This window comes from Caloramator quimbayensis, assembly GCF_900167605.1.
GTDB lineage: Bacteria > Bacillota > Clostridia > Clostridiales > Caloramatoraceae > Caloramator_B > Caloramator_B quimbayensis.
In genome coordinates, this window is sequence record NZ_FUYH01000039.1 from 1 (window position 1) to 16,874 (window position 16,874).

Sequence of the window (16,874 nt, forward strand, 5' to 3'; positions counted from 1 at the left end):
CTGCCTCACATGCCTGCAAAGTGGGGCAAGCTCATTGAATTATCACAGGATTATATTCTAAAACATCAGGTAGCTTAGCCTTTATATCTGTTTTGCTGAAGCTCTCGCTTTCTTAGCTGTCGGCACAGCGAACCCTTGAAAAACAAATCAGACAAATGGTATGCTGAATTTTTCGAGGGCTTATTTGTGCTGCCCTTATATCTGTTCCCTTCGCCCTCGTTAAGATCTCTTTACCATTTGGATGATGTTTGTCAAGGGCGACAGCTGCGCTACGCGCTTTTTTGAGTAACCACATTTTTACAATCAGTGATTTTTCATAGAACTTTTGACATTACCCTATTTAATATATATATTTATTATATCAGCAATAATGAAAATTTGTATAATAATTATATAATGATGTTAAAGTTATTATATGATAAAATAATATAAAAAGCTTTTTTTGTTTTTTTGGGGGTGATATATTGCTAAGATATCTTGATGCCGGAGAATCACATGGGAAAGCTCTTGTCGCGATTATTGAAGGTTTTCCTTCGAATGTAGCAATTAATGTAGAAAGAATAAATAGGCAGCTTTACAGAAGACAGAGGGGTTATGGCAGAGGGAATAGAATGAAAATTGAAAAAGATAAAATAGATGTTATATCAGGTATACGAGGAGGAAAAACTACAGGTTCACCAATATGTGTTATGATTCAAAACATTGATTATGATAATTGGAAAGAAGTAATGGATATTAGTAAGGAGTACCCAGAAAAAGTTAAAATTCCAAGGCCAGGACATGCGGATTTAAATGGTGCTCTTAAATATAATATTGATGATATTAGAAACGTTTATGAGAGGGCAAGCGCTAGGGAAACTGCAATAAGAGTTGCAGTTGGAGCAATTTCTATGGAACTTTTAAGAGAATTTAACGTCAAAATAAATAGCAGGACAATTAGTATTGGTGATGTAAGGGATGAAAGCTCAGTTCAGCTTGAAAACGATGAACACTATGCAGCAATTGAGTCTTCATTAGTAAGATGCTTTGATAAAATTGCTGAGAAAAAGATGATTGAACTTATAAATAAAGCCTCTTCTTTAGGAGAAACTCTCGGAGGCTGCGTAGAAATAAAGGCTTTCAATATACCTTGTGGATTAGGAAGCTATGTCAGCTATGATAGAAGAATGGATTTTAGAATTATGGGGGCAATTGCTTCTATTCAGGGGGTAAAAGCGGTAGAAATTGGTGATGGAATTTTTGCATCTACACAATTTGGAAGCCATGTAAATGATGAAATAATTATAAATAACGGAATGTATAAAAGAAACAGTAATTATGCTGGAGGCATTGAGGGTGGAATTACAAATGGAATGCCAATTAATATTAGAGCTTTTATGAAGCCTATACCAACTACTAAAGTTGAGATAAATACTGTTGATTTAATGGGAAATATTAAAAAAAGCAGATATGAACGTTCGGATGTGTGTGCTGTACCAGCTCTTGGTGTTATTTGTGAAAATGTTGTTGCCTTTGAAGTAGCAAAAGCTTTTTTAGAAAAATTCTCTGGCGACTCCATAGAAGATATAAAAAACTCCTATGACTATTACGTAGGCAGAATAATAAGGAGGTAATGCTGTGGAAGAGAGAGAATTGATAAGCAGGTGCCAGAAAAATGATATTGAAGCATTTGAGAGACTTATATTAACCTATGAGAAAAAGATATATAATTTATGTTTTTATATGCTTAAAAATACAGAAGATGCAAAGGATGCATCCCAAGAAGTAAGCTTAAAGATATATAGAGCTATTGATAAGTTTAAAGGTGAAAGCAAATTTTCAACTTGGATTTACAGAATTACATATAATACATGCATGGATTATATTAAAAGAAGAAAGGATGAATTATCTTTTGATGATATTATTAACTCAGAAGGACATTTGAGCAATAAAGTAGAAAATATTATTGAAAACAGAGAATTACAGCATGATATTAAAAGATGCATATTAAGGCTTAGCAATGACTTTAGAACGATAATTATACTTAGAGATATAAGCGGACTGTCCTATCAGGAAATAGCAGATATTTTAAACATCGAGGTTGGAACTGTTAAATCGAGATTAAATAGAGCAAGGGAAAGTCTTAGGAATGAACTCATAAAATGCGGTATAGTAAGGGGGTGCTGAAATGAAGTATCATGAATATGTTAAAAAGATGCAAAATAATGAATATGATTTTGATGCAGGGATGCTTTCAGAGTTTGAAGTTGATGTGCCAGATGGACTTCATTTAAGCATTATGAATACTATTGAAAAAGAAAGAATGAGAAAAAGGAATGTATGGAACAAAACTTTTTCTTCAATTGCAGCAGCAGTTATTATATTTGTAATATCTATTGCTGGTTTTAAGGATACTTTAAAATTGCCTGCAAAATTGGAAAATCAGACAGCAAAAAATAGTACTAATTTAATAGAGCCAAAGATAGAAATGAATAATGAAAAAAGTGAAAATTTAGAGAGTAAAGGAAAGCTAATAGAAGATAATAAGAACAATATAAGTATAAAGAAGGAAGAATTTAAAGAAAAACAAAATACTGCTACATCAAATAAAAAAAATAAAATAAAAACTATTAGTAACGAAAAAAGAACACTTATAGCATTAAATGATAAAAAAGAAGAATCCAATTATACTAATAAGAATAATATAACTTCTGACGTTTTAACTTCCGATAATAAAATGATTACGATTAAACCTGAAGAAGATTCTGATGATCAAGTAGTACCGATTGGTTATATTTATTCCCAAGCTAATATGAGTAATATTTCTGAAATATCTAAAAGTTCTTTAATGACTACTTTGCTTGCTTCATCATTGCCTATTGACTATATTGCAACGGTTGATAAAAATCAAAAGGATATTATATCTTTTATTTATAATAATCCTAATGTTATATTAATAGATACAAATAATAGTATATATAGGCTGCAAAAACAGGATCTTAGCGTTTTATCTAATATGATAAACAGCCAATCGATGATTTATAGCGAAACTGGTATTAATGGTATAAACACCTACAGCCAAAATAATATTAGAGAATATTACTTTGTTAAAATTACAATAAAATAGCCCTTTGGGGCTATTTTTATTATGCTTTTATATATTATGATTTTTTTATATAATATACTTATATTATAAAGTATGGTTTATAAAATATGTTAGGAGAGATTTTTGTGAAAAAGGAGAAACTTGTTATACTCGATTGTAACAGCTTATTAAATAGAGCCTTTTATGCACTTCCCCCTATGGCTACTTCTAAGGGACAGCCAACAGGAGCGGTTTATGGTTTTACAACGATGCTTTTGAAAATTTATGATGAAATAAAGCCTGATTATATTGCTGCGGCATTTGATAAAACCAAAATTACATTTAGACATAAAGAGTATGCTGATTATAAAGCAGGAAGAAAAAAAATGCCCGATGAACTTGCTGCTCAATTTGAACCAGCTAAAGAGCTTCTCAATGCTTTTAATATAGGAATATTTGAACTGGAAGGTTATGAAGCTGATGATATTATAGGAACAATATCAAAAAAATATGAAAGCAATGATTTAGAAGTGATAATATATACTGGAGATAGAGATGCCCTTCAGTTAGTTTCTGATTATACTAAGGTTGTGATAACCAAAAAAGGTATTACAGAAACCGATGTGTTCGATAAGGAACTTTTAATTGAGAGATATGGGCTAAACCCAGAAGGAATTATAGATTTAAAGGGACTTATGGGTGATTCTTCAGATAATATTCCAGGGGTTCCGGGAGTTGGTGAAAAGACTGCTCTGAAACTTTTACACGAGTATAAAACTCTTGAAAATGTATTTAATAATATTGACAGCATTGCAGGGAAAAAACTTAAAGAATCCCTAATTCAATATAAAGAGCAGGCATTTTTAAGCAAAAGGCTTGCCTCTATTGAAAGAAATGTTCCAATAGATGTTGATTTGGAAAAAATAAAAACTGAAGATTATGATGCTATGCGCATAAAAGATATATTTTCTAAACTTGAATTTAACAGCCTTATAAATAGGATAAATAATATGCATGGCAATAAAGATATTAATAAAGATATTAATAAAGAAACATCCTTTAATTTAAAAATTAAAATATATAATGGAGAGTCAGATTATATAAAAAGGATTAAAGAAGAAAAAATATTTAATTTTATATTTTTAAAAAGTGATAAAACCATTGAGGGAATGGTTGCTGACGATGAGTATTTTGTACCTGAAAATCATATAATCGATTTTAAGGATATATTTGAATCAGTTCATATAGCTAAAAATACCTACAGTGCAAAACTGGTATATAATTATTTAAGCGAAAAAGGAATTGAATTAAATAACCTTACTTTTGATGCAGAAATAGCAGCTTACATATTAAATCCTTCTGAAAGCAGTTATGAAATAGAAAAAATTTTAAAAAGCTATGTAGGGATATCGTTTAATAATAATTTAAACGACAATAAGGAAATAGCAGCTTTATTTATAGATAATTTAAATAATATAAAAGAAAACATGCTTGGAGAAATTAACAAATACGGAATGTCTAAATTATTTTATGAAGTAGAAATGCCGCTAATAAAGGTTTTGTCTAATATGGAACTTAGAGGTTTTAAGGTAAATGAACAAACTTTAAGAGAAATAGGATTTAAATTAAGCGAAGAAATAGATAAGCTGACGGATGAAATATATAATATCGCAGGAGAAGAGTTTAACATAAATTCTCCCAAGCAACTTGGAGTTATACTGTTTGAAAAATTGAATCTCCCAGTAGTTAAAAAGACAAAAACTGGATATTCAACTGATGCTGAGGTTCTCGATGAACTATATGATAAAAATGAAATTATAGAGAAAATATTAAATTACAGGCAGCTTGTAAAACTTAAATCGACTTATATAGATGGGTTGATTTCATGCATTTCAGAGGATGAAAAAATCCATTCAAATTTTAATCAAACTGTAACAGCTACAGGAAGAATATCGAGTACTGAACCTAATCTTCAAAATATACCTATAAAAATGGAACAAGGAAGAAAGATACGAAAAGCCTTTGAACCATCTTCAGAGGAATATGTTATACTTTCGGCGGATTATTCACAAATAGAATTAAGAGTTCTTGCGCATATATCAGAGGATGCTAATTTAATCGATGCATTTATCAACAATCAGGATATACATAAAAGAACAGCTTCAGAAGTATTTGACATACCAATGGAAGAAGTTACGGCTATACAAAGAAGCAGAGCAAAGGCAATTAATTTTGGAATAGTATATGGACTTGGGGATTACAGTTTATCAAAGGATTTGAAGATAAGCCGAAAGGAAGCAAAAATCTATATTGACAATTATTTCAAAAGATATGAAGGCGTTAGAAAATACCTCGATACAGCAATTGAGGAAGGACGAAAAAACGGATATGTAAAAACTATTTTAAATAGGATAAGATATATTCCTGAGATTAATTCAAACAATAAAACATTAAGAGCTTTTGGAGAACGCTTGGCTATGAACACACCAATACAAGGATCGGCAGCTGATATTATAAAGATAGCAATGGTTAATGTAGACAGAAGGCTTCAAAATGAAGGTTTAAAATCAAGATTATTACTTCAGGTTCATGATGAACTTGTAATAGAAGTTTATAAAGATGAACTGAAATATGTTTCTGAATTGGTTAAAAATGAAATGGAGAGCGCTGTGAAGCTTTCGGTTCCACTGATAGCTGATGTTAAGTGGGGAAATGATTGGTATGAAGCAAAGTAGGTGAAAGTATGAAAATAATAGGACTTACTGGAGGAATAGCTTCAGGTAAAAGCTTTGTATCTGATATTTTAAAAGAGGAAGGTATCATAGTTATTGATGCTGATATAATCTCCCGTGAAATCGTTTTTAAGGGCAGTGAAGCTTTAAAAGATATAGAGCAAAATTTTGGAAAAGAAGTTTTGAATAACGATGGGACATTAAATAGAAAAAGGCTTGGCAGTTTAGTTTTTTCTGATAAAAATAAACTTGAAACATTAAACAAAATAATGCACCCTAAAATAATCGACGAAATAAAGAAAAGAATTGAAACAGTCAGAATGCAGGGGGTTAATTTGTGCGTAATCGATGCACCTTTACTTATTGAAACTGGACTTTATCATATTGTAGACATTGTTCTTCTTGTTTATGTTAATAGAGAAGTTCAGATAAAAAGGCTTATAAAAAGGGATAATATTTCTTTTGAAGAAGCTGAGAAAAGAATATCCTCTCAAATGAGTTTTGAAGAGAAAAAAAAATACTCTGACTACATAATAGACAACAATGGAAGCAGAGAAAATACAAAAAAGCAGATACATGATATTTTAGAAGAAATAATTTCGATGGAGGATTGAATGACAAAAAAAATAATTCAGTTTGTTATCATTATTTTTATTTTTTTAGTGTTAATTAACTTTAAAAATATATTAAAAAATTTTTATCCTATAAATTATCAAGAAACAATAAATAAATATGCTGTTAAATATGAATTAGATCCTTATTTAATATATGCTTTGATTAAAGCTGAAAGCAAATTTAATCCATATGCTATATCAAATAAAGGTGCAATTGGACTTATGCAGATTACTCCAAGCACGGGAGATTATATTGCTGAACTTTTAGGTGATAAAAATTTTTCAACGGATAAGCTGTATAATCCTGATAAAAATATAAAATATGGATGTTATTATCTTTCAAAACTTTTTAATGATTTTAATGGAGATTTAGACTGTGTACTTGCAGCTTATAATGGCGGAGAAGGGAATGTAAGAAAGTGGCTTAAAGAGAGCAAAAATGGTTTTACCTTAGAAATTAATAAACTTCCTTTTGATGAAACTAAAAAGTATGTAAAGAGGGTAAAACAAAACTATAAGATATATAAATACATTTATTAATTCATATGAATATGATGTATAAAGTAAGACATGCAAAATGTTTATTTTTTATAGGGGTTAGGCTTTGTACGATATCTAATAAAACAATAGAGTTATATATAAAAAAGTAAAAATTGCTGTTGACACAATAATATATGTCTGATATAATCAATTGTGTCGAGCGAGAGTGGCGGAATTGGCAGACGCGCACGTTTGTGTGTACGACTACTCTGTAATTGACATTATTAATCAATTTGCATCATTCAATAAACAAATTGCTTAATGCGGTCGTGGTGGAATAGGCAGACACGCATGTTTGAGGGGCATGTCCGATGAGGGTGGGGGTTCAAGTCCCCCCGACCGCACCAAATAAGAAAATAGATTCGGTGAATACCGAATTTTTTTTATACACATTTTCATAAATTAATTCTTGAAAATATATTTCACCTATGCTATAATTTATTCATAAATTAATTTATGAAAGGGTGTATATTATGACAAAAGCAGAGTTAGAGGAAAAATTAAAACAGAAAGATAGAATAATAGAAGGTTTAATCAATGAAATAACTAATCTTAATAAACAATACAAAGACATAATTACAAGAAATGAATACAATATCCTTCTAAAACAATACAACGATTTAAAACAAAATTATCAAACATTATTTGAACTTTATAATAATTTAAAACATAAAAAGCATAATGAACGCAGAGCAGGAAGGAAAAGTAAACTTAATGATGAACTAATAACACAAATTCAAAAATTAAAAAATGAAAATAATATGACTATACAGGAAATAGCAGAGCATTTTAATATTAGTGTGGGACTTGTTCATAAAGCATTACATACCCGATAAGGGTATTTTTTTATTAATAAAATATAAATATAATCTTTAAATGAAATGTGGTTTTTATTTTTACCGTAGAAAATATTGCAGTAGTTGTTGGAAGGATATTAGATTACAACAAAATAGAGAAAAGGCATTAAGATATTATCATAAACAAAAACTTTACCAATTAGAAAATCCCGTAACCCCTTGAAAATAGTGGCTTTACGGACTTTATGTAATAATTTGTCTATTAATGAGAAGGAAAGAACAAAAAAAATTATGATGAAATAATAGATTATTATTTAAGTATACTCTACCCAGAACAATACATCCGCTGTGCCAACTGTGGCATACCAATCAAACAAACATCAAACCGTAAAAAATATTGCAGTAGTTGTTGGAAGGAAAAGCAATTACAATGGCAAAGAGAAGCATGGCACAAGTACAAAGATAAATATAGACCTGCTAAAGTTTTAGAAAATCCCGTAACCCCTTGAAAATAGTGGCTTTACGGACTTCATACCCCCATTTTGATATAATGAAAGAGAAAGAACAAAAAAATAATATATCAAATTTTTTAAAATATTAATATAATATTCGGTTAAACCACAACCGTAAGATGTGGAGCTAAAAAAGCAAGGGTATGTCCTGTCGAACTACATTCCATTAGGATTAATATATATTAGGGGATTATCATAATATACATTCCTTTCAAAGGGTACTTATATGTACCCTTTTATATTTTTATTGCAAAAAAAAATAAAAATAAAAATGTTATTAATCCCGTAAGGGTTAATATATATACTCCTTTCATTTTGGCTTTTTGCCAGAAAAGAACAATATGCTCATAAATGGTAGTTTTTGACCGTTTTTATGTGGGTTCAAACCCCACCTCCTCCAAAACAAGAAAAAACGGTATTCTTTCCCACAGCAGGTAGTGTATTAATTGCTACCTGCCTTTTTTATGTAAATTTTTACTTAAATTTTTACAGGTATCAACAGTAATATGCTGATGATATATAGACCAATGTTTGCTTTATATAATAATTCACCACCCTAAAAATAAAGGAGGATAAGGAAACATGATTGAATTAAACAAAGATAATTACACAAAAGAGGAAGTACAGGAGATACTAACACAATATCAAACTAAAATGTCAGAAATGGAAAAAAGTATTGCTGATTTTGAAACTATGAAACAGCAGTATGCAGAATTAGAAAAAAACAGTATAGCAACACAAATTAAATTTGAAGCAACAAAGGCAGGACTTGACCCAGAGGAAGTATTTGAACTGATAGAAAGTGATGATATTAAAAAGGCACAAGTAAAAATTAATAAGTTAGTTGAATTAAAGAAAAAGCAGGATATTGACAACTCATATAAGCCGAATGACCATAAGCAAGATGATAGTTACTCAATAGCAGAAAAGGACAAAAATGTTGAAGGTATGATTTTTAATAAATTAAATAAAATTTTTGGATAATAAGGAGGAATAAAATATGATTAAAACATCTAATTTTACACTACATGAAAATATTGACCTTTCAAAGGAAATTGCACTTGTTGCACCTATGGACACACCATTAACAACTCTTTTACTTAACAAGAAGTTAGTTGAAGATGCTGGAAGTGTAACTATTAACTGGAGAGAAAAGACACTTGACGAAACAGCAGATATTTCAAAAGCAGAAGGATTTACAGTTGATACCTTTGTTTCAAGTGGCAGAGCAGAAAAATCTAATGTAATGGAAATATTCTCAAAGGCAGTACAGGTTAGTGGTTCAGCGCAGGCAAGTAATGTATTAGGTATTAATGATTTATTTGCAAGCGAAATAAACGACAGATTAACCGAAGTTAAAGTTAATATAGAAAAGAAGATGCTTGCATCTACAAATTACAACGATGGAAGCACAGCACCATATATAAGGAGAATGAAGTCAATATTTGAACAGGCAGACCCTGGAAATATAATTGATATAACTACAGCACCATCACTTTCAGATTTTAAAGCGGTAGTTAAAAAGTTGTGGGATAATGGATTAGGTTCAAATGAATTTTATTGTTTTGTAAATGCAGATTTTAAAGAAGTTATTGACACTTTCTATGCTAATCAAATTAATTACAATATGCCAATGAATACCTTTGGCTTTGTTGCAAACAAGGTTATAACTAATTATGGTATTGTAAATATTGTATTAAATAGACATATGCCAGTTGATAAGATACTTGTTGTTGACCCTGCTTATTTAAGATTATCATACCTTAGAAAACCAGCATTTGAAACATTAGCAAAAGATGGCGACAACATGAAAGGTATGGTAATTACTGAATGTTCATTAAAGGTACTCAATAGTAAAGCAGTAGCAATTGCTCAGTAATTCATCTTTAAAATATCTGAAGGAGGAAATGGACTGTTTTATACGGTTCATTTCTTTTTTTATGCAAATTTTTTCAAGGAGAGGGAAAGATATGGAAAATAATGATTTTTATTATACTATATGGCGTAAAAGAAGAAATGTAAAACTAAAAGAAATATCTCAAGCAATACAAATATCTATACCAAGTTTAAGCAGATTTGAAAGGAAAAAAGAAATTAATAAAGATGCTTATAGTTATATTAAGGAAAAATATGATGAATTTATAAAGCGATATGAAATGAGTGAAGAATTATGCAAAAAGAACTAACACAACAACAAAAATTTGAAAAAATGATTGAGAAGTGGAAAAAACAAACAAAACAAATAGAAAACGATATTGAAAAACGAAACAACAGGAAACAAAAATAATGGAGGTGTCGTAAGATGGTTCTGACATAATTTATCCCTTATTCACCATTGAAGGTAGAATAAGGGATATAACTAAGGTAGAGTTAATCCTATAATTTTTAGTGAATAAGGGATAGAGCAGACCTATCCCGATTATGAAAAACTATGATTTGATTCTTAGTAATGATATTGATAGTTTATATAGTTGTATTTTAGTAGAACAAGTAAAAGGATATAGAATAAATTACTTCTATGATTTTAGGAGTTTATATCAGTCCGAACAAACAGGAAATGATTATATAGGTGTAGATATTGATTTAATGGAAGGATATTGTTTATCTAATCATGTTACAAGATTAAGCGAACAAGATAAATATAATCCAGATGCTTTTAATTTAAATAATACAATAACTAATGATAACTATATACAAAAATATTCGGGTAGTACAGCATTATATTTATATAAATTATTTAAATTACCATTACCTAAAACAGAGGAAGGCAAATTAATACTTTTAGCAATTGATGCAGGATATAAAGGATATTATATACCTAATTTTAGAAATATATTTAAGCATAATTTAGTTGATGTTTTAGGATTTGAAGAATTATATTTCTTATGCCAAAAATACACATTAGAAGATTTTATAAATATCATAATAAAATATAACCTAAACGGAAAAATATGGTTTAATAATGGTGGACTACAAACAAACATTAAATTAAAAGAATTACAGGAGGTTTTAGGACTTCCTTTTTTTATGCCTAAAAATAAATTTACAAAAATAAAAGAATTTGAATATATCAGTAAACCAATTACCAATGAAACAACTAAAGATGAATTGGATTCAAACATTTTTTCTTTAGCACTAACAAGGAAAAACTATGTTAATTATTCAAAGTTGAAATTGGAGGGTTAATAAATGAAGAATAATATAGCAGTTTATTCGAGTAAATTAGCAAAAATACTTTGCAATAAAGGTTACCCAATTATTGATTTAGCAATAAATAAAACAAATAACAAGAGTTTAATATTCTTCTTTGAAAATAGAGAAGAAATATGGCAGGCAATAAAGGAATATGAAACTATAACTAAACAATATAAGCAAACTATAAGCGAACAACTAAAAGGAGGAAATTTAGATGAATACGAAAACATTTCTAAATAAGATATTTAATAATGAGAAAATTAATTTCAGAGCATTAAAAGATGGTGAAAGACCTATTAATTTGAATGGATATTATAACAATAATATGATTAATGAACTAAAACAATTGAATGAACAAGGTTATAATATTTATTTTGTAGTAAATAGCGGAGGCACTAAAAAAGAACAAATAAACAAAATAAATGCCTTTTATATTGATTGTGATTGTGGCAGAGATGATAAAGATAACTATTTTGATTTTAAAACAGTAAAACAATATAAAGACAAGATATTACAGAGGGTACAGGAATTTGAACTTATGCCTTCTTTTATTATTGATACAAGAAACGGATACCATATATATTGGCTTATTGATAATGCAAAAGTAGAACAATTTGAGGAAGTGCAGAATAAACTAATACAATATTTTAATAGTGATGAAAGAGTTTATACACTTGAAAGAATAATGAGATTACCAGATTATTATTGGACTAAAGATATAAATAATCAATATCTATGCAAAGTATTGCAATATAATGACATTCGGTATAATGCAGATGATTTTATACAGCATTTGAATAAAAAAGTACCTAATTTTGTATTAGAGGAAAAGAATATATCAACAAAAACAAATGTATTAAAACAATATAGCATTGATGAAATGAATGAACACATAGATGCTATACACAGATTAGATATAGATAAAATGAAAAGGTTACTTTGCAATAAATTTGAGAAAAAAATGCCTTCAAATGTAGATATATCAAGGGTTGAAGGCATGGGGGTTAAAAACAAGAACAATAAGAAAGATAATAATATATATCTTACTTATTGTTCCACTTTTTACCCTACACCCCTTAAAGCCAGTTGTAGAGCGGATTTGAAGCACATTATTTACACAAAAATTAGCATAAATGATTTTTTAGGTGTAGGGGAAGGAATGTTTAATTGCATTATACATAAAGATTCTAACCCTTCAGCACATATAATTACTCTAAAAGATGGTACACAGGTTTATAAATGTTTTGGTTGTGGCTTTATGGGAACAATAACAACATTAGTTGAAGCAATAGCAAAATGTAATAAAGTTGAAGCATTAGAATTTATACAAAAGGTATATGATATTGAAGTAATTGAAACAGAAAAGCAAAAGAAAATTAAGGAAATGCTAAAAGAAAATATAGAATATATAATGTCAAGTCAATTTGAACAGGAATATCCAGAATTATATAAAGTCGTAAAAAGATATATTCCTTATTTAGTATGTTTAAATGAGTTAGCAATTCAAAATGTAATTGATGATGATTTAATAAGTGATGATAAAGCAATTTTCTTTAGTAGTATAAGATATATTGCAGATTATTTAAACAGTAATAATATAGGACTTACAAACAATAGAATTAATTTATTTGCGTTTTTAGGATTTTTAGAAAAATTAAGTAAAGAAGATATTCCTAATAAATATTTACAAAGAACAGAAGCATATAAAAAAGAAAAATATTTAATATCATATTATGCAGTACCTTCTTATAATTATTATTGTTTAAAAGATGCTAATACTAAAGCAAAATTATATAAAGAAAAAAATATGACTATGACAGGATTCAGCAGGGAAATGCTTATTAGAAGTTTAAATCAAGATGAAGCAAATAAAGTATATGTGCAACAGCAAAATGAAAAACTATCTAAAGCAAGTCAACAATTTACAGAAAAAGCAACTAAAATAATAATAGATTTAATACAGCAACAAGGATATTGTACTGAGGAACAAATATTAAAACAAATAAGAGGTAGAAAAGAAGAAAAGAAAACTAAGTTAAAAAGATGTTTACAGGAAATATTGGAAAGTTATAATTTAAAAAGAGTTAAGGCAAACAACGAATTAAAGCAAAAATTAGGGATAACTTCAAAAGGTTATCCTTTTTTAATACTAAATGAAACGGAGGAATAACATATGAATATATCACCACAACTTAGACAAGCATTAAAGCCATATTACAGCATACCCTCAAATAGATATAAATTTGTTTATTTTATGTGGAGAAATGGACTTTCAAACAGGAATACAGATTTTTCAACATTGACAGAGGAAGAAATAATAGAAAAATATTGCAAAGGAAGTATAAGAAAATATAACTTCCTAAAGGAATGGGAAAACTCGGAAGAATATACAAACTTAATGAATATACTACTTTTAGATAAATCAAATAAAGAACTTTTAGAAATATATGATGTTGTATTAGAAAAAGCAAAACAGGGTGATGATAAAGCAATTAAAACATTTTTATTACTTCAAGAAGAATTAAAAAAATCAGTTAAACATAAAAAGAATAAACCAGAAAAGGAAGAACAGGAAGATGATGGGCTTATTTTAGAATAGCATTTAAACGCATTTACAGGGCTTTAGAGCGACTTTTTTAAGCAGGTAGTATATTTATATTACCTGCTTATTTTATGCCCTTTTAAAATAAAATGTTTAAGCAGAAAAAAGAAGGTGATAGCGTATGCCAAGATTATCAACAGAGGAAAAACTAAGAAGAATTAATTCCAATCCTGCACTATGGCTAAAAAACTTTGTGAAGATAGATTGTAACGGTGAATTAGTACCCTTTGAAGTTAATCCAGAACAGCAGGATTTTTTAAATAATATGGATAGGTACAATATTATTCTAAAGTCAAGGCAAATAGGATTTAGTACCTTGAGTTTAGGACTTATGCTTTACTATGCCTTTCAAATACCGAACAGTAATTACATACTATTAGCACATTTAGAAAGTACTACTAACACCCTTTTTACAAAATTAAAACTGATGTATGAGTCAATACCAGAAAAATATAGAATTAAATTTAGAAAAAGTAACGAAAAAGAATTATTTTTAGAAAACAATTCAAGAATATCAATTCAAACAGCAAGTAAACAGAGTGCAGATGGTATAGGCAGAGGATATAGTTTAACAATGATACACTTATCTGAGTTTGCACTATATGATGATGACGTGCAGGAAAATCTATCGACTATAGAGAGTGCTTTAGTAAAAAGTCCTAATGCAAAAATTATTATAGAGTCCACAGCACAAGGATTAAATTATTTTTATTATTTATATAAAGATGCTATTGCAGGAAATTCGAAATATAAAGCATTTTTTTATAATTGGTTGGGCGAAGGGTCAAAGAGGTATTATAAATTTGAATACGAAATGGCTAAACAATGGTATCAAAAGGGAAGTTTAATTAAATATTTGACAGATGATGAAATGGATGATACAGAGAAAAAATTATATCAAATGGGGGCAACAAAAGTGCAACTCATGTGGCGTAGATGGCGACTAAAAGATATGACACTTGAACAATTTAAAAAAGATTTCCCTTCTACATGGCAAGAAGCATTTGTTTCAACTCAAGAAAGTGTATTTGACCAAAAACAACTAAATGATAGATTACTATTTATACCAGAGCCAATAAAAAAAATAAATAATTTACCCGAAATACTTTACCCTTACTTAAATAAGAGTTTGTTTATATATAAATTGCCAAAGTCAAAAGAAATGTACTTTGCAGGAGTAGACACAGCAAGCGGACTTTCAAAAGAAGGCGACTTATCGGCAGTATCAATATTAGATTCAAGCGGTGAACAAGTTGCAGTATTTTATAAAAGTGGATTACCAGTTTATAGATTTGCTGATGTAGTTAATGCTTTAGGTGATTATTTTAATTATGCTTGTTTAATGATAGAACGCAATAGTTACGGTTTAGACCTAATAAATAGATTAAAAAGGGAAATAGGATATTTAAACCTAAATAAAACTAAAAAATGGGACAAGACCACAGGAAGAAAAACATTAGAAATAGGTTGGAATACAGATGTAATAAGCAAAAGTAAAATGATACAAGATTTTAAACAAGCATTTGAGGAAGGAATAATTCTTTTAAACGACAGGGAAACATTACAGCAAATGCAAATATTTATGGAGAAAGACGGAAAATTAGGTAATGTTAGAGGAAAAAACAATTTTGACGACCTTGTAATAAGTACAGCATTGGCGGTACAGAGTTTAAAATTAGGAAGATATTATATTTAGGAGTCGATAAGTTATCGACCCCTAAACCAAAAATGGAATAGCGTCAAATTTGACGCAGGGGTATACCGTCGGTATAACCGACAGTATTAAGATATAGGAGGTTAGCATGATAGTATCAAAAAGTAAAATTAAAAAAGAGGAATTAATATATCCTATAAAGTTTTATTTAAGAAACAAAGTTTTTATAAAAGACCTAATAGTCCATGTAGACGAAAATCAATGCATGGATTTTTTAGATTGGCTCAATAGGAATAAATACACAAAGAATATTCAATCATGGGATTTCTTTGTATTTGATGATATTAAAACTAAAGAGAATATTGTAATAATGAGGAATGAAATTCAAGCATTTAAGATGCCAAGATTACAGGAAATAGATGCAGACAATTATAAAATAGAATTACAATTAGGAGGTTTCTAATATGCAGTTAAGGGAATATATAAAAAAATATTATGATGGTTCTAATACATGGTTTCAAGATGAAATTACTAAACAATGGCACTATGACAGAGTACAGAATATAATTGATTTAAAAGAATATCTAAATGGAAAACACGCAATATTAAATAGACCTAATGAACAATATAATGGCAAACCTTATAAGACAAGAAAAATAGTATTACAGTTAGCAAAAACATTATTAAACTTTGAAACATCATTCCTTTTAAAAAATCCAGTTACTTTAACAAGTGATGATAAAACTACATTAGAAGTATTTAAAGAAGTTTATACTAAAGCAAGATATAATTCTATTGATTTTAAAATCTTAGATAAAATGGTTAAGTATGGCGAAACATACGAATATGTTTATATATGTGTTTTGCAATAATTAAATACAAACTTTTGAAAAAAATCTTTGCAACATCCGCATTACCATAATTGTAAATTAATTGTATTTCATTAATGAATTTTGGAGCCTCCAGCTGGGGCCGTCAAATATTAGTAAATGACTGTGATGGACCATCCTATCAAGTATAGCGTTTGTTAGCTTTTCATCGAAAAAAATACTGTTCCATTTACTGAATTCAAGGTTTGTAGTTAATATTATGCTTTTTTTCTCATAGCATCCTGCTATAACCTGGTATAATAGTTTAGCCCCTTCAATGTCAATTGGAATGTAT

General features: G+C 28.8%; 19 protein-coding genes and 1 tRNA gene. 19 read left to right on the top strand and 1 reads right to left on the bottom strand.

From position 1 onward, the window contains the following. Positions 1-464 precede the first annotated feature (464 nt). From aroC to B5D15_RS14265, 19 genes are all read left to right on the top strand, one after another. Positions 465-1,613 carry a chorismate synthase gene (gene aroC, locus B5D15_RS14180; RefSeq protein WP_078697770.1) on the top strand — a complete coding sequence of 383 codons (1,149 nt, stop codon included), beginning with the start codon at positions 465-467 and terminating at the stop codon, positions 1,611-1,613. Between the two features lie 4 nt (positions 1,614-1,617). Continuing rightward, positions 1,618-2,166, top strand: a complete 549-nt coding sequence (locus tag B5D15_RS14185; RefSeq protein ID WP_078697771.1) for an RNA polymerase sigma factor — start codon at positions 1,618-1,620, stop codon at positions 2,164-2,166. 1 nt (position 2,167) lies between these two features. Further along, the gene (locus B5D15_RS14190) at positions 2,168-3,106 is read left to right on the top strand and encodes a hypothetical protein (protein WP_078697772.1); all 939 of its coding nucleotides are present in this window, start codon (positions 2,168-2,170) and stop codon (positions 3,104-3,106) included. A 104-nt stretch (positions 3,107-3,210) separates the two neighbouring features. After that, on the top strand, positions 3,211-5,799 hold the full coding sequence (gene polA, locus B5D15_RS14195; protein WP_143287331.1) for a DNA polymerase I: 2,589 nt from the start codon (positions 3,211-3,213) through the stop codon (positions 5,797-5,799). An 8-nt stretch (positions 5,800-5,807) separates the two neighbouring features. After that, the gene (coaE, locus tag B5D15_RS14200) at positions 5,808-6,410 is read left to right on the top strand and encodes a dephospho-CoA kinase (RefSeq protein WP_078697774.1); all 603 of its coding nucleotides are present in this window, start codon (positions 5,808-5,810) and stop codon (positions 6,408-6,410) included. Beyond that, complete coding sequence (locus B5D15_RS14205; protein ID WP_078697775.1) at positions 6,411-6,950, top strand: lytic transglycosylase domain-containing protein; 540 nt, start codon at positions 6,411-6,413, stop codon at positions 6,948-6,950. Between the two features lie 263 nt (positions 6,951-7,213). Beyond that, a tRNA-Leu gene (locus tag B5D15_RS14210) sits at positions 7,214-7,297 on the top strand. A gap of 126 nt (positions 7,298-7,423) precedes the next feature. Next, entirely contained in the window at positions 7,424-7,786 is a 363-nt protein-coding gene (locus tag B5D15_RS14215; RefSeq protein WP_078697776.1) for a helix-turn-helix domain-containing protein, read from the top strand. Between the two features lie 309 nt (positions 7,787-8,095). Further along, on the top strand, positions 8,096-8,236 hold the full coding sequence (locus tag B5D15_RS15555) for a hypothetical protein (RefSeq protein WP_179122327.1): 141 nt from the start codon (positions 8,096-8,098) through the stop codon (positions 8,234-8,236). 605 nt (positions 8,237-8,841) lie between these two features. Continuing rightward, the gene (locus B5D15_RS14220) at positions 8,842-9,243 is read left to right on the top strand and encodes a hypothetical protein (protein WP_078697777.1); all 402 of its coding nucleotides are present in this window, start codon (positions 8,842-8,844) and stop codon (positions 9,241-9,243) included. Positions 9,244-9,259: 16 nt separating this feature from the next. Beyond that, the gene (locus B5D15_RS14225; protein ID WP_078697778.1) at positions 9,260-10,138 is read left to right on the top strand and encodes an SU10 major capsid protein; all 879 of its coding nucleotides are present in this window, start codon (positions 9,260-9,262) and stop codon (positions 10,136-10,138) included. Between the two features lie 91 nt (positions 10,139-10,229). Beyond that, positions 10,230-10,445, top strand: coding sequence for a hypothetical protein (locus B5D15_RS14230; protein ID WP_078697779.1), 216 nt, complete (start codon positions 10,230-10,232; stop codon positions 10,443-10,445). Between the two features lie 235 nt (positions 10,446-10,680). After that, positions 10,681-11,445, top strand: coding sequence for a hypothetical protein (locus B5D15_RS14235; RefSeq protein WP_078697780.1), 765 nt, complete (start codon positions 10,681-10,683; stop codon positions 11,443-11,445). A 3-nt stretch (positions 11,446-11,448) separates the two neighbouring features. After that, entirely contained in the window at positions 11,449-11,694 is a 246-nt protein-coding gene (locus B5D15_RS14240) for a DUF5659 domain-containing protein (RefSeq protein ID WP_078697781.1), read from the top strand. Beyond that, positions 11,669-13,624, top strand: a complete 1,956-nt coding sequence (locus B5D15_RS14245) for a CHC2 zinc finger domain-containing protein (protein ID WP_078697782.1) — start codon at positions 11,669-11,671, stop codon at positions 13,622-13,624. The genes B5D15_RS14240 and B5D15_RS14245 overlap by 26 nt, the downstream gene beginning before the upstream one ends. A 3-nt stretch (positions 13,625-13,627) precedes the next feature. Then, the gene (locus B5D15_RS14250; RefSeq protein WP_078697783.1) at positions 13,628-14,053 is read left to right on the top strand and encodes a hypothetical protein; all 426 of its coding nucleotides are present in this window, start codon (positions 13,628-13,630) and stop codon (positions 14,051-14,053) included. Positions 14,054-14,177: 124 nt separating this feature from the next. Continuing rightward, positions 14,178-15,752 (top strand): terminase large subunit domain-containing protein, encoded by a 1,575-nt coding sequence (locus tag B5D15_RS14255; protein WP_078697784.1) that lies wholly within the window; start codon positions 14,178-14,180, stop codon positions 15,750-15,752. A 106-nt stretch (positions 15,753-15,858) separates the two neighbouring features. Next, a complete protein-coding gene (locus tag B5D15_RS14260; protein WP_078697785.1) occupies positions 15,859-16,173 on the top strand; it encodes a hypothetical protein in 315 nt (104 codons plus the stop codon). 1 nt (position 16,174) lies between these two features. Further along, positions 16,175-16,582 carry a phage portal protein gene (locus tag B5D15_RS14265; RefSeq protein ID WP_242948764.1) on the top strand — a complete coding sequence of 136 codons (408 nt, stop codon included), beginning with the start codon at positions 16,175-16,177 and terminating at the stop codon, positions 16,580-16,582. A gap of 57 nt (positions 16,583-16,639) precedes the next feature. Here the strand turns inward: B5D15_RS14265 and B5D15_RS14270 are convergent. Further along, the coding region (locus B5D15_RS14270; protein WP_179122328.1) for an ATP-binding protein at positions 16,640-16,874 on the bottom strand (235 nt) is incomplete at its 5' end.

What these genes read in the sequence shown, in the direction of transcription:
- B5D15_RS14190 (WP_078697772.1), top strand. Translation starts at nt 2,168, where the DNA reads ATGAAGTATCATGAATATGTTAAAAAGATGCAAAATAATGAATATGAT.
- coaE (WP_078697774.1), top strand. Translation starts at nt 5,808, where the DNA reads ATGAAAATAATAGGACTTACTGGAGGAATAGCTTCAGGTAAAAGCTTT.
- B5D15_RS14205 (WP_078697775.1), top strand. Translation starts at nt 6,411, where the DNA reads ATGACAAAAAAAATAATTCAGTTTGTTATCATTATTTTTATTTTTTTA.
- B5D15_RS14215 (WP_078697776.1), top strand. Translation starts at nt 7,424, where the DNA reads ATGACAAAAGCAGAGTTAGAGGAAAAATTAAAACAGAAAGATAGAATA.
- B5D15_RS14220 (WP_078697777.1), top strand. Translation starts at nt 8,842, where the DNA reads ATGATTGAATTAAACAAAGATAATTACACAAAAGAGGAAGTACAGGAG.
- B5D15_RS14225 (WP_078697778.1), top strand. Translation starts at nt 9,260, where the DNA reads ATGATTAAAACATCTAATTTTACACTACATGAAAATATTGACCTTTCA.
- B5D15_RS14230 (WP_078697779.1), top strand. Translation starts at nt 10,230, where the DNA reads ATGGAAAATAATGATTTTTATTATACTATATGGCGTAAAAGAAGAAAT.
- B5D15_RS14235 (WP_078697780.1), top strand. Translation starts at nt 10,681, where the DNA reads ATGAAAAACTATGATTTGATTCTTAGTAATGATATTGATAGTTTATAT.
- B5D15_RS14240 (WP_078697781.1), top strand. Translation starts at nt 11,449, where the DNA reads ATGAAGAATAATATAGCAGTTTATTCGAGTAAATTAGCAAAAATACTT.
- B5D15_RS14245 (WP_078697782.1), top strand. Translation starts at nt 11,669, where the DNA reads ATGAATACGAAAACATTTCTAAATAAGATATTTAATAATGAGAAAATT.
- B5D15_RS14250 (WP_078697783.1), top strand. Translation starts at nt 13,628, where the DNA reads ATGAATATATCACCACAACTTAGACAAGCATTAAAGCCATATTACAGC.
- B5D15_RS14255 (WP_078697784.1), top strand. Translation starts at nt 14,178, where the DNA reads ATGCCAAGATTATCAACAGAGGAAAAACTAAGAAGAATTAATTCCAAT.
- B5D15_RS14260 (WP_078697785.1), top strand. Translation starts at nt 15,859, where the DNA reads ATGATAGTATCAAAAAGTAAAATTAAAAAAGAGGAATTAATATATCCT.
- B5D15_RS14265 (WP_242948764.1), top strand. Translation starts at nt 16,175, where the DNA reads ATGCAGTTAAGGGAATATATAAAAAAATATTATGATGGTTCTAATACA.